Origin of the sequence: Tabrizicola sp. TH137 (genome assembly GCF_002855575.1) — a bacterium.
Taxonomy (GTDB): domain Bacteria; phylum Pseudomonadota; class Alphaproteobacteria; order Rhodobacterales; family Rhodobacteraceae; genus Paragemmobacter.
The window spans coordinates 255,088-267,862 of the sequence record NZ_PKRQ01000002.1; the positions used below are offsets into that span (position 1 = coordinate 255,088).

Below are 12,775 nucleotides of genomic sequence, written 5' to 3' on the forward strand. Positions count from 1 at the left end.
GAAGACCCCCGCCTTGCGACGGGGGCCTTCTGTCTGTTCTCTGTGGCCACAGTTTGCTGCACAGTTTGCTGCACAGTTTGCGGCACAGCCCGCGGAACAGGCGTTTCAGCCCTTGAGGATCGAGTCCCCGGCATATTCCGCCGTCTCGCTCAGCATCTCTTCGATGCGGATAAGCTGGTTGTATTTCGCCAGACGGTCCGACCGCGACAGCGACCCGGTCTTGATCTGACCGCAATTCGTGGCGACGGCGAGGTCGGCGATGGTGGCATCCTCTGTCTCGCCCGACCGGTGCGACATGACATTTGTATAGCGGGCGCGATGCGCCATCTCCACCGCCTGCAACGTCTCGGTCAGGGTGCCGATCTGGTTCACCTTGACCAGCATGGAATTCGCGCAACCCTTTGAAATCCCTTCCGCAAGGCGCTTGGGATTGGTGACGAAAAGATCGTCCCCGACAAGCTGGATCTTGCTGCCCAGCGTTTCGGTCAGCAGCTTCCAGCCCGCCCAGTCATCCTCGGAACAGCCGTCCTCGATGCTGATGATCGGGTAATCGGCAGCGAGGCCCGCAAGGAAGGCGACGTTCTCTTCGATGGAAAGGGATTTCCCTTCGCCCTTCATCTCATAGCGGCCGTTCTTGAAGTATTCGGTGGCGGCGCAATCGAGGGCGAGGAAGATGTCCTCGCCGGGACGATAGCCTGCCTTCTCGATGGATTTCAGAATGAAATCAAGCGCATCACGGGCGGAGTTGAGGTTCGGCGCAAAGCCACCCTCATCGCCGATGCCGGTATTGTGGCCGGCGGCCTGAAGTTCCTTCTTCAGGGTGTGGAACACCTCGGACCCCATCCGCACCGCATCGCGGATATTGTCCGCGCCGACGGGCATGATCATGAATTCCTGGATGTCGATCGGGTTGTCGGCATGTTCGCCGCCATTGATGATGTTCATCATCGGCACCGGGAGCACCCGCGCGGAAGTGCCGCCCACATAACGGAAAAGCGGCTGGCCCGTCGCCTCGGCCGCTGCCTTGGCCACGGCCAGCGAGACGCCGAGAATCGCATTCGCGCCAAGCCGGGACTTGTTCGGTGTGCCGTCCATCTCGATCATCGTGCGGTCGATGCCGACCTGTTCGAGAGCGTCGAACCCGACGATTTCCTCGGCAATTTCACCATTTACGGCAGCGACGGCCTCTTGCACGCCCTTGCCCTTGTAGCGGGCCTTGTCGCCGTCGCGGCGTTCCACCGCCTCATGCGCGCCGGTCGATGCCCCCGACGGCACGGCGGCGCGGCCCATGAAGCCGCCTTCGAGATGGACGTCCACCTCGACCGTGGGGTTGCCGCGGCTGTCGAGAATCTCGCGGGCGTGGATGTCGATGATCGTGCTCATGGGCTGTTTGGCCTCCGTGGCAAACGCGTGGTGCTCTCGCGCGGCTGTTTACCCGCTGGCGCCCTGCATGGAAAGGGCGCGTTTGCGGGCGCGTTCGCGGGCGAAGGCATAGAGCCCCGACCCGATCACCAGCGCCGCCCCGACGAGCATCAGGGCGTCGGGCCTTTCGCCGAAGACGAGACTCCCGATCGCCATGGAGAAGACCAGCCGCGCGTAACGGAAGGGCGACACGACGGCCACTTCGCCCATCCGCGTGGCCGCGACGACGGCCCAGTAACCGGCAGTGCCGAAGACGACCGCGCCGAAGAGGATGGCGACCTGGGTTGCATCCGGGCGGACCGCGCCGCCCTGGCTCATCATCATCGCGCCGAGCAGCGCGACGGACAGCAGGCCCCAGCAGGACACCTGAGCGGTGCTGCAATCGCCGGGGATGGCGCGGGCGGCGAGGTCGCGCAGGGCAAGGCCCGCGACGGAGATGAGGACCCAGAGCGCCTCGGGGCGGAAACCTTCCATCCCCGGGCGGATGACGAGGAGGACACCGGCAAAGCCGACCGCGATGGCCGACCAGCGCCGCCAACCCACCTTTTCGCGCAGGAAGAGCGCCGCGCCGAGCGTGACAGCCAGCGGCGTGGCCTGAAGCACCGCCGAAACGGTGGACAGGTCTACGGCGGCCAGCGCGTGGATATAGGCGATGGTGGCGATCATCTCGCCTGCGTTGCGCGCCAGAACGGCCGGTTGCAGCGCGGCACGGGTCAGGACGCGGCGGCCTTCCATCCGGGCCATCAGGGCGAAGACCGGCGCGCCGAAGGCGCCTGCGATGAAGACGACCATACCGACGGGCAAGCCTTCGGCGGCCCATTTCAGGAACATGTCTTCCACGGAGAAGAGCGCCATGACCGCCAGCATGAGGCCGATGCCGCGCAGATTGCCCGCCGCCCCGGCGGCATCCCTTGCCGCAAGGCGCGGGCGGGCCATGTCAGGACTTCTTCAGCGGGATGCCCAGAAGCTCCAGCCGGTGGCCGACGAGCTTGTAACCGAGACGGGCGGCGATCTTTTCCTGGAGCGCCTCGATCTCGGGGTCCACGAATTCGATCACGTCGCCGGAATTGACGTCGATCAGATGGTCGTGGTGGTCGCGTTCGGCATCTTCATAGCGCGCCCGGCCATCGCCGAATTCCAGCTTGTCGAGGATGCCCGCCTCTTCGAAAAGCTTCACCGTCCGATAGACCGTGGCGATGGAGATGCGCGGGTCGATCTTGGCCGAGCGGGCGTAAAGCTCTTCGACATCCGGGTGATCCTCGGATTCGTCGATGACGCGGGCGACGACCCGGCGCTGATCCGTCATGCGGAGGCCCTTGGCCTCACAGCGGGCGATGATATCGGCCATCTCCTGCCTCGTTCCTGTTCCCTTACATGCCGTTTACGTGAAATTCCCCGCCCGCTTCCAGTGCTAACGATTCGCAAGCTGCCAGTCTTTTCATCGCGTTGCCGGATGTGGCCGTGGCGGCTCTGGTTGACTTCGCCGGGCGGGCGGCGGAACTGTGGCGCAGGTCATGCGGAAGGGCGGGCATCATGCGCAAGGACAGGCTGGATGCCTTTGGCGGGGCGGCGCTTTTCGGGATCGCGCTTTTGCTGGCCTTCAACCAGATCATCGTGAAATGGGTCAATGAAGGGTTGCAGCCGGTTTTCTTTGCCGGGCTCCGGTCGGTTCTGGCTGTGGGCTTCGTCTGGGCCTGGCTGCACTGGCGCGGGCGGCCGCCGCGGTTGACGCGGAGCGATCTGGGGCCGGGGCTTCTGATCGGGACGGTTTTCGCGCTGGAATTCCTGTGCCTGTTCCTGGCGCTGGATCTGACGGCGGTGAGCCGGGCTTCGGTCATCTTCTATTCGATGCCGGTCTGGTTCGCGATCATGGCCCATTTCGTGCTGCCGGGGGAACGGATCACGCCGATGCGGGCGGCGGGGCTGGCCCTGGCCTTTGCCGGAACGGCCTGGGCGATCCTGTCGCGCGACCCCAATGCGGCGCAGGGCAGTCTTGCCGGCGATCTGCTGGCGCTGGGAGGCGCCTTCGGCTGGGCGGCGACGGCGCTGGTGGCGCGGGCATCGCGGCTGCGCCATGCCGGAGCGGAGATGCAACTGTTCTGGATGGTGCTTGTTTCCGGCCCGATCCTGCTGCTGGCGGCGCCCTTCTTCGGGCCGCTGGTGCGGGATTTGCAGCCCGAGCATGTGGCGGGCCTGATCTTCCAGTCATCGCTGGTGGTGGCGGGGGGCTTCATCGGCTGGCTCTGGCTGCTGTCGGTCTATCCGGCGGCGACGGTGGCGAGCTTTTCCTTCCTGACCCCGATCCTGGCCATCCTGCTGGGCGCGGTCTTCTTTGATGAGTCGGTCACCGCACAGGTGATGGGCTCTGCGGCGCTGGTTGCGTTGGGCATCGTGCTGATCAACCGGCGCCCGCGCGTGGCGAAAGAATCGCCTGATGCCGGGGATGTCGGGCGCTGAAGGGCGGATTGCGCTTTCATGCAGCCATTGAATGCCCCCGCACAACCCTAGGCCATAGCGCGGAAAACCGCCGTCATCCCCGTGTTATCCAAGCGGTTTTCCCCAGGCTTTTCCCGTCTGACCGAGTGGGATAGGCGCTGTCGGGGGCCTCTGTTGCAGGAAAACCGTCAAGCGAAAAATCGCCTTCGGGATGCTAAAATTGTCGTTGATCCTGCTTCGGCTTTACGACAGTTTGACGAAGTGAGCGGTGGTGCCACAAGATATAGTGGCGGTTCGTCAGGCGGGTTCACTCCATCCCAGAAAAGGGCATCAGAGGAGATGCCATATTCTTCTGCCCCTTGGCAGTGGGACGGCGCAGCCTTGCCGACCGCATGGATTTAACACGGACGGGGCGCAGGCCCCGCCAGAATTGGAGACGGGGCAGCGATGAAGATCGAACGCAAATTCACCTCGGAGGCGACGGGCGCCTATGGCGCGATGTCCTTCACGACGACCACGTCGGAAATCCGGAACCCGGACGGCAAGGTGGTGTTCCGCAATGACCAGGTGGAGATTCCGGAAGGATGGAGCCAGGTCGCCTCGGACGTTCTGGCGCAGAAGTATTTCCGCAAGGCGGGCGTGCCTGCGCGCCTGAAGCGCGTGAAGGAAAAAGGCGTGCCCGAATTCCTATGGCGGTCGGTACCCGACGAGGCGGCGCTGGCGGAATTGCCGGAGGGGGAGCGTTTCGTGGGCGAAACCTCGGCCAAGCAGGTGTTCGACCGTCTGGCGGGCGCTTGGGCCTATTGGGGCTGGAAGGGCGGCTATTTCACGACCGAGGCCGATGCGCGGGCCTATTATGACGAGATGCGTTTCATGCTGGCCCGCCAGATGGCGGCGCCGAACTCGCCCCAGTGGTTCAATACCGGGCTGCACTGGGCCTATGGCATCGACGGCCCGTCGCAAGGGCATTTCTACGTCGATTACCAGACCGGCAAGCTGACGAAATCGGACAGCGCCTATGAGCATCCGCAGCCCCATGCCTGCTTCATCCAGTCGGTGAGCGACGATCTGGTGAACGAGGGTGGCATCATGGACCTGTGGGTCCGCGAGGCGCGGCTGTTCAAATACGGATCGGGCACCGGGACCAACTTCTCGTCCCTGCGCGGCGAGGGGGAAAAGCTGTCGGGCGGTGGCAAGTCGTCGGGCCTGATGGGCTTTTTGAAGATCGGGGACCGGGCGGCCGGGGCGATCAAGTCGGGCGGCACGACGCGGCGCGCGGCGAAGATGGTGATCTGCGACATGGATCACCCGGATATCGAGCAGTTCATCAACTGGAAGGTGATCGAGGAGCAGAAGGTCGCCTCGCTGGTCGCCGGGTCCAAGGCGCATGAGCAGAAGCTGAACGAGATCTTTGCGGCGATCCGCCAGTGGGACGGGTCGGCCGAGGATTCGGTCGATCCGGCGAAGAACCCGGCGCTGAAGGCGGCGATCAAGTCCGCCAAGAAGGCGATGATCCCCGACACCTATACCAACCGCGTGCTGCAATATGCGCGGCAGGGCTTCACCAGCATCGAATTCCCCACCTATGACACGGATTGGGACAGCGAGGCCTATATCACCGTGTCGGGCCAGAATTCGAACAACTCGGTCCGCGTGACGGATGCCTTCCTAAAGGCCGTGCAGAATGACGAGGATTGGGCGCTGATCCGCCGGACGGATGGCAAGGTGTCCAAGACGATCAAGGCGCGCGATCTGTGGGATCAGGTCGGCCATGCCGCCTGGGCCTGTGCGGACCCTGGCATCCAGTTCCATGATACCGTCAACGCCTGGCATACCTGCCCGGAGGATGGGCCGATCCGGGGGTCGAACCCCTGTTCGGAATACATGTTCCTGGATGACACGGCCTGCAACCTGGCCTCGATGAACCTGCTGACCTTCTACAAGGACGGCCGGTTTGATGCGGAAGCCTATGTCCATGCCTCGCGGCTGTGGACAGTGACGCTCGAAATCTCGGTCATGATGGCGCAGTTCCCGTCGAAGGAGATCGCGCAGCTTTCCTATGACTTCCGCACGCTGGGCCTTGGCTATGCCAATATCGGCGGTCTGCTGATGAACATGGGCCTGGGCTATGACTCGGTGGAGGGGCGTGCGCTCTGCGGTGCGCTGACGGCGATCATGACTGGCATCTCCTATGCCACCTCGGCCGAGATGGCGGCGGAACTGGGCGCTTTCCCCGGATATCAGCGCAACGCGCACCACATGCTGCGGGTGATCCGCAACCACCGCCGCGCCGCCCATGGCGAGACGTCGGGATATGAGGCGGTCAACGTCAACCCGGTGGCACTGGACCACGCGAACTGCCCCGACCAAAGCCTTGTCGCGCTTGCGAAATCGGCTTGGGACGAGGCGCTGGCCCTGGGTGAAAAGCATGGCTATCGCAACGCCCAGACCACGGTGATCGCGCCGACCGGGACGATCGGCCTTGTGATGGATTGCGACACGACGGGGATCGAGCCGGATTTCGCGCTGGTGAAGTTCAAGAAGCTGGCCGGTGGCGGCTATTTCAAGATCATTAACCAGTCGGTGCCGGCGGCGCTGGAGGCGCTTGGTTATTCTTCCAGCCAGATCGCCGAGATCGTGGCCCATGCCGTGGGTCATGGCAGCCTTGGCAACTGCCCCGGCATCAACCACACGGCGCTGATCGGGCATGGCTTTGGCCCCCGCGAGCTGGAGAAGATCGAAGGCGCGCTGCCTTCGGCCTTTGACATCCGCTTTGTCTTCAACCAGTGGACGCTGGGCGAGGAGTTCTGCAAGGGCACGCTGGGCATTCCGGCGGAGAAGCTGGCCGATCCGACCTTTGATCTGCTGCGTCATCTCGGGTTCACCAAGGCGCAGATCGAGGCGGCGAATGACCATGTCTGCGGGACGATGACGCTGGAAGGTGCGCCCTTCCTGAAGCCGGAACACTATCCGGTCTTCGACTGCGCCAATCCCTGCGGCAAGACGGGCAAGCGGTTCCTGTCGGTGGAAAGCCATATCCACATGATGGCGGCGGCGCAGTCCTTCATCTCGGGTGCGATTTCCAAGACGATCAACATGCCGAATTCGGCGACGATTTCGGAAACGCTGGCGGCCTATGAGCTGTCCTGGTCGCTGGGGATCAAGGCCAACGCGCTTTATCGTGACGGGTCGAAGCTGAGCCAGCCGCTGGCAGCGGCGCTGGTCGAGGATGACGAGGAGGCCGAGGAAATCCTCGCCACCGGGTCGGCGCAGGAGAAGGCCGCCGTTCTGGCCGAGAAGATCGTCGAGAAGATCGTGGTGCGCGAGATCATCCGCACCCATCGCGAAAAGCTGCCGGAGCGTCGGAAGGGCTATACCCAGAAGGCGATCGTGGGGGGCCACAAGGTCTATCTGCGGACCGGGGAATATGGCGATGGTCGCCTTGGCGAGATCTTCATCGACATGCACAAGGAAGGCGCGGGCTTCCGGGCGATGATGAACAACTTCGCCATCGCGGTGTCGGTCGGCCTGCAATATGGCGTGCCGCTGGAGGAATTCGTGGAGGCCTTCACCTTCACGCGGTTCGAACCGGCCGGCATGGTGCAGGGCAATGACTCGATCAAGAATGCGACGTCGATCCTGGACTACATCTTCCGGGAACTGGCGATCAGCTATCTGGACCGCACGGACCTTGCGCATGTGAAGCCCACCGGCGCGGCCTTCGATGACCTTGGCCGCGGCGATGACGAGGGCAAGCGCAACTTCGGGGAAGTCAGCGACACGGCGGCGTCGAAATCGGTGGAACTGCTGAAGTCCATCTCTTCGACCGGCTATCTGCGCAAGCGTCTGCCGCAAGAGCTGGTGGTGTTCCAGGGCGGTATGGGGGCGACGGCGCTGGCCACCGGGACGGAAGGCATGGCCGCGATCAGCGCGATGATGCCGGATGTGGGGGCTGCGACGGCGCTGGGGACCGGAACTGTCAGCATGGACGCCCGGACCAAGGCCAAGATGCAGGGCTATGAGGGCGATCCTTGCGGGGAGTGCGGGAACTATACGCTGGTGCGCAACGGCACCTGCATGAAGTGCAACACCTGCGGCGGCACGAGCGGCTGTAGCTGAGGGCTTCTAATGCGTAGAGGTATTAGTTGGCCAGAAGTTAGACCTTCACGTGCAGCGGAGATCTATGATGAGATGCTTTCGGTTCGGCGCGCTTTCTGCGCCGACCGAGACTTCTTCAAGATGACAGATTTCTGGAAAGAGCTTGTCGACGATCAAGGAAGTGTTTCGATCAATCTCTTTCGGTTCGGGAATGGTTCTGACTATCCAAAGAAAGCTGCCGTGATTGTTTTCGGCGGGCGCGTCACTCTTACGGCAGATAGCAAGCTTTGGGAAAATGCTGTCCGTGGTAGTTACATTGACAACTTCATCCTAGCCCACGAAGCCGGGCATGTGCAGTTGGATCACCACGCTCGCGGCGCAGTCAACAAGCACTTCGAACTCTACAAGGGAGAGGCCGGGTTCGCGATTCGTCCTCCAACCCTAGAAGAAGAGGAAGCAAACTTGGCTGCTGTCTTCCTGCAATGTGGGACTGCTTTGGAGGACTACAGGATAGCGAGTAGTGATCTGGCATACAGGGCATTTACCGATCGCACTTACGTCGATAGGGCGCGCCGGTTTGTCCCGCTGAGTGCATTTAAGCGGAACTTGAGGCGATCGAAACCACGAGCGATGCGGATCATTTTGTAGTGCTTGGAACAGGGGCGACGCTTTGGGAGCGCCGCCCTTTTCCTTTGGTCCATCCCTAGGTCTGCCACCAATCCGCCCGGCCATCCTGCGCAACGTCGCCGGATGGGCTAGAGTTACGGTGACGCTAGCGGAGGCCTTGCCCCAATGTCGCGCATCCTGGACAGAGTGACCCTTGCCGCCTCGCTTCTGGCGCCGCATGTGGCGCTGGACTGGACTATGCCGCGCCGGGTGGGAGGAAGCCTGATCTCTGTCGCCCGGATCGGAACGCTGTCAGAGGCGCTGATACAGGGGGTGGACGGTCTTGGCGACACGGGCGATCCCTGTAGTGGCCTTTCGGCCTGGAGCCGGGTGCGCGCGGAGCATCACGATCCTTTTCCGATCCGCTTCTGGGGCCATACCCGCCTGATTGATGCTGCGGCCTGGGCGGCCCTGCGACAGGCGGTGCATCACCGGCTGCTGGTGCAGGCACAGGCGCATGTGCTTCTGTCGCGGCGGCCGCTGGAGGAGGTTCTGTCGGGGCTGAAGCTGACCAATGCCCGGAGCGCGCGTCAGTCGGTGGCGCTGCTGACGGGGCGGGATTGCAAGGCGGAGGATTTGCCCGGGCTTATCGCCGATCTGCATCGCCCCCCGGCGCGGGGCGCAGGTCGAACTGTCAGGCAAAGTTGACAGGCAGGCTGGACGGATCGGCTGACGCGGGCTAGCTTGGGTTGGCAGGTCACCCCGACCCTTCTGCGAGGCGCGCATGCCTGATGGTCCCTTTCCGCCCGTTCCCGGCCTTGAGGCCCCGACCCTGTTCGGGGCGGCGCGGCCCGGCCTCTGCACCGATTGCGGCGTGTCGCGGATGGGCGATGGCAAGGCCTGCGGCAAGGCCTGCCAATTCATCGCCCCCGACTATCCGGCGCGGGAGGCTGAGGTGCATGGGCGCGTGGCCGATCCGAGGCAGGGTGAGGAGGGATTCTTTGGCGTGACGCGGCGGATGCTGCGGGCGCGGATGACCGATCCTTTGCCAGGCGCGCAATGGACCGGGATCACCACGGCGCTGGCGGCGCGGCTGCTGGAAACAGGGGCGGTGACGGCGGTGCTGGCGACGGCCCCCGATCCGGCGGACCGCTGGAAACCCCTGCCGGTGATCGTGACGGACCCGGCCGCGCTTGCCGGGGTGCGGGGGATGCGGATGGGATTCGCCCCGACGCTGGCGCTGCTGGAGCCGGCGGTTGCGGCGGGGCATCGGCGGATTGCCGTGGTGGGCATTCCCTGCCAGATTCATGCCTTGCGGGTGATGGAGGCCGAGCTTGGGCTGGAGCGGCTTTATGTCATCGGGACGCCCTGTTCGGACAATACGACGACCGAGAATTTCCACCATTTCCTGGCCCAGATCGACCCGCGCCCGGACCGGATCAGCTATCTGGAGTTCCGCGCCGATTACCGGGTGGAGCTGCGCTATGACGACGGGCGGGCGACACGGACAGTGCCCTTCCTGAAGCTGCCGCTGTCGAAGCTGCCCGCCGATTTCTTTCCCATGACCTGCAAGACCTGCGTCGATTACACCAACCGTCTGGCCGACATCACGGTGGGCTATATGGGGGGGGATGGCGATCAATGGGTGATCGCGCGCAATGCGCGGGGGGAGGAGATGCTGGCGCTGCTGGGCGACCGGCTGACGCTGCGGCCGCTGACGGACAGGGGCAAGCGGCAGGGGGCGGTGAAGGGCTTTCTGGGAAATGTGGCGCGGGCGGCGGGCGGATTGCCCTTGCGGGCGATGCCTGACTGGGCGCGGCCCATCGTGGCCTTCCTGCAACCGCGGATCGGGCCGCGTGGGCTGGAATTCGCGCGGGCGCGGGTGGAGATGAAGGCCATCGAGACAGTGCTGCACCTGCGCCGCGCCTTTCCGGCGCGGGTGAAGACCATGGTTCCGGATCATGTCTGGCGGCTGGTGGCCCCATACGGGTTGACACGGACAGCGGGGGAAGAGCGCCGCGACCGCCGGTGATCCTGCGGAGCGCTGCGCGCAAGCCTTTCCTGTCGCCTGCGCGCGTGCCGCGCTCCGGCTCCGCCGTCAGGGGGCGTTCCGCCCCCTCTTGGCGCCTGCGCGCCAATTCACCCCCTGAGGATATTTCCAGACAGAAAGTGCCAGCAGCGGCGATTGTCAGTCTTGCAGCCGACCCATGCGGCCGCCGCGGCGTTTGGCAAGGCGGGGGGCGCGGGACGGGAGTTCGGCCATGATGGCGCCGCGCGCCTCATGCGTCAGGCGCGACCAGGCGGAGATTTCCTCGATCGTGCGATAGCAGCCGACGCAGATGCGTTCGGCGGGATGGATGGTGCAGAGCTTGACGCAGGGCGATTGCACCTCGTCGCGCTTCCAGACTTCGTCCTTCAAGACGGCACCCCGTTTCCCATATGGCCCATCCTGTCGAGGGCCCCTTGCAGGATATAGCCTGCCGCCACGGCGTCGATCACCTCTTTCCGACGCTTTCGCGACGTATCCGCCTCCAGCAGTGCCCTTTCTGCCGCAACGGTGGAGAGGCGCTCGTCCCAGAAGGCGATGGGCAGATCGGTCAGTCGCGACAGGTTGCGGGCGAAGGCCTGCGTCGCCTGCACGCGGGGGCCTGTGCTGCCGTCCATGTTGAGGGGCAGGCCGAGGATGATTCCCCTCACCTCACGCGTGGCGAGGAGGGCGAGGAGGCGGGTGGCGTCTTCGGTGAATTTCACCCGGCGCAGGGTCTCGGCCGGGGTTGCCACCATGCGGCGCAGGTCGGAAATCGCGATGCCGATGGTCTTGTCGCCGAAATCGAGTCCGCAGATCGCGCGGTTGGGCGGGAGGGCGGCGAGGAACTCGTCCAGGGTGGCGCAGATCACGGGGTGAGACCCGCATTGAGGGCCTGTTCCCGCAGGAAGCTTTGCTGCGAGGGAGAGCCTTCGAAACGCAAGAGGGCCTCGGCATAGATTTCTTGCGCTTCGGCCTTGCGGTCGAGCGTGGCGAGGGAGGCGATCAGGCGCGCCCATTCTTCGACCGTGCCGCCTTCGGTGGCGAGGCGGTTGCCAAGCTGGGCGACCATGCCTTCGACCATCGCCTGCCGGTCTTCGGGCGACATGTCCTCGGCGGCGGCAATGGCGTCGGCATCCGGGCCGGGAGGTGCATCGGGCAGGGTGAACTGCACGCCCGCGCGCATCGCGACATCCTCGATCTGGGCGCGGATCGGCGCGATCCAGGGGGCATCGGCAGGGCCCTCGTCCAGCAGGGGACGCCAGAGGGCGAAAGTGCGGTCAAAGCGGCCGACCTGCGCAGCCATCAGGCCGTAATAGTAGCGGGCCGTGCCATTGCCGGCATCAAGCGTGAGCGCGCGCGTCAGCTCGGCCTCGGCCTCGGGCGAGACGAGGCCACCGGCGGCCATGATCATCAGTTCCGCCAATGCGGCATGGTCTTCGGCGGTGGCGCTGTCGCCCTTGACGCGGAGGAGGCTTTCCATGGCGGTGCGGGCGGCGGTCAGATTGCCGAGCCGCGCCTCGTTCGTGGCGAGGAGTTCGAGACCCCGCGCATCTTCGGGCCTGTCGGCCACGGTCTGGCGAAGCTGGTCCATCAGGGCGGCGAAATCGGGTTCGGGCGTCAGCGGGGCCGGGCGGGTGGCGGCGGCCTCTGCCTCCATCTCGGCCTGGCTGGGGCGGTTGGCGCGCATCTCTTCGGACATCGCAAAGCGGGTGGCGAGCGGAAGGTCGGGATAGCCCGGCGCGCCGAGGCGCAGATAGGTCCAGTAGCTGCCACCGATCAGGGCGAGGATGAGGGCGGCGGCGAGGGCGATGCCGCCGGTGCTGCCCTGGCGGGTGGCCGTCTGGGCGTGGCGGTCGGCATCGAGCAGGCGGCGCGAGATTTCGGTGCGAAGACGCTCTGCCTCTTCGGCGGCCAGCGTGCCGCGGGCGAGATCGCGGTCGATTTCCGTCAACTGGTCGCGATAGACCTTCAGGTCGAAATCTGCCGCCGCGGCGATGTCCGACCGGGCGCGGATCAGGGCCAGCACGAAGAGCGCGGCGACGGCGAGGCCCATGCCCCCGGCGGCAGCCCAGAATGCGGCAGTCTCCATCGCGTCCGTCCTGTTTCGGTTTCTTGCCTGGGATGTAACGGCTTGGGGGGCGGATCGGAAGGTGGAAACGCGAAAGTGACCTGTGCGACGGGGTC

General features: G+C 64.9%; 11 protein-coding genes. 5 read left to right on the forward strand and 6 right to left on the reverse strand.

The genetic code is table 11. The features are described from left to right. Positions 1 to 105: 105 nt before the first annotated feature. Genes eno through C0V75_RS06615 form a run of 3 tightly spaced genes read right to left on the reverse strand, consistent with a single transcriptional unit; the run spans position 106 to position 2,770 of the window. Entirely contained in the window at positions 106 to 1,383 is a 1,278-nt protein-coding gene (gene eno / locus C0V75_RS06605; RefSeq protein WP_101920127.1) for a phosphopyruvate hydratase, read from the reverse strand. Positions 1,384 to 1,431: 48 nt separating this feature from the next. Continuing rightward, positions 1,432 to 2,358 (reverse strand): DMT family transporter, encoded by a 927-nt coding sequence (locus C0V75_RS06610; RefSeq protein WP_101920128.1) that lies wholly within the window; start codon positions 2,356 to 2,358, stop codon positions 1,432 to 1,434. Position 2,359: 1 nt separating this feature from the next. Then, complete coding sequence (locus C0V75_RS06615; protein ID WP_101920129.1) at positions 2,360 to 2,770, reverse strand: Fur family transcriptional regulator; 411 nt, start codon at positions 2,768 to 2,770, stop codon at positions 2,360 to 2,362. 185 nt (positions 2,771 to 2,955) lie between these two features. Between C0V75_RS06615 and C0V75_RS06620 the strand changes: the two genes are divergently transcribed. The 5 genes from C0V75_RS06620 (at position 2,956) to C0V75_RS06640 (ending at position 10,594) form a co-directional block, all read left to right on the forward strand. Then, positions 2,956 to 3,879 (forward strand): DMT family transporter, encoded by a 924-nt coding sequence (locus C0V75_RS06620; RefSeq protein WP_371410671.1) that lies wholly within the window; start codon positions 2,956 to 2,958, stop codon positions 3,877 to 3,879. A 426-nt stretch (positions 3,880 to 4,305) separates the two neighbouring features. Beyond that, a complete protein-coding gene (locus tag C0V75_RS06625; protein WP_101920130.1) occupies positions 4,306 to 7,977 on the forward strand; it encodes a vitamin B12-dependent ribonucleotide reductase in 3,672 nt (1,223 codons plus the stop codon). 120 nt (positions 7,978 to 8,097) lie between these two features. After that, the gene (locus C0V75_RS06630; RefSeq protein ID WP_143710388.1) at positions 8,098 to 8,604 is read left to right on the forward strand and encodes a hypothetical protein; all 507 of its coding nucleotides are present in this window, start codon (positions 8,098 to 8,100) and stop codon (positions 8,602 to 8,604) included. Between the two features lie 165 nt (positions 8,605 to 8,769). Further along, positions 8,770 to 9,270 (forward strand): hypothetical protein, encoded by a 501-nt coding sequence (locus tag C0V75_RS06635; protein ID WP_158241792.1) that lies wholly within the window; start codon positions 8,770 to 8,772, stop codon positions 9,268 to 9,270. A gap of 76 nt (positions 9,271 to 9,346) precedes the next feature. Further along, the gene (locus C0V75_RS06640) at positions 9,347 to 10,594 is read left to right on the forward strand and encodes a Coenzyme F420 hydrogenase/dehydrogenase, beta subunit C-terminal domain (protein ID WP_101920133.1); all 1,248 of its coding nucleotides are present in this window, start codon (positions 9,347 to 9,349) and stop codon (positions 10,592 to 10,594) included. 156 nt (positions 10,595 to 10,750) lie between these two features. Here C0V75_RS06640 and C0V75_RS06645 read toward each other — a convergent pair whose 3' ends face one another. The 3 genes from C0V75_RS06645 to ccmI are packed head-to-tail and all read right to left on the reverse strand — an operon-like array spanning position 10,751 to position 12,680. Further along, positions 10,751 to 10,981: a DUF1289 domain-containing protein gene (locus C0V75_RS06645; protein WP_101920134.1), complete on the reverse strand. Its 231-nt coding sequence runs from the start codon at positions 10,979 to 10,981 to the stop codon at positions 10,751 to 10,753. Then, positions 10,978 to 11,460 (reverse strand): Holliday junction resolvase RuvX, encoded by a 483-nt coding sequence (gene ruvX, locus C0V75_RS06650; RefSeq protein ID WP_101920135.1) that lies wholly within the window; start codon positions 11,458 to 11,460, stop codon positions 10,978 to 10,980. The genes C0V75_RS06645 and ruvX overlap by 4 nt, the downstream gene beginning before the upstream one ends. After that, positions 11,457 to 12,680, reverse strand: coding sequence for a c-type cytochrome biogenesis protein CcmI (gene ccmI, locus C0V75_RS06655; RefSeq protein ID WP_101920136.1), 1,224 nt, complete (start codon positions 12,678 to 12,680; stop codon positions 11,457 to 11,459). The genes ruvX and ccmI overlap by 4 nt, the downstream gene beginning before the upstream one ends. Positions 12,681 to 12,775 lie beyond the last annotated feature (95 nt).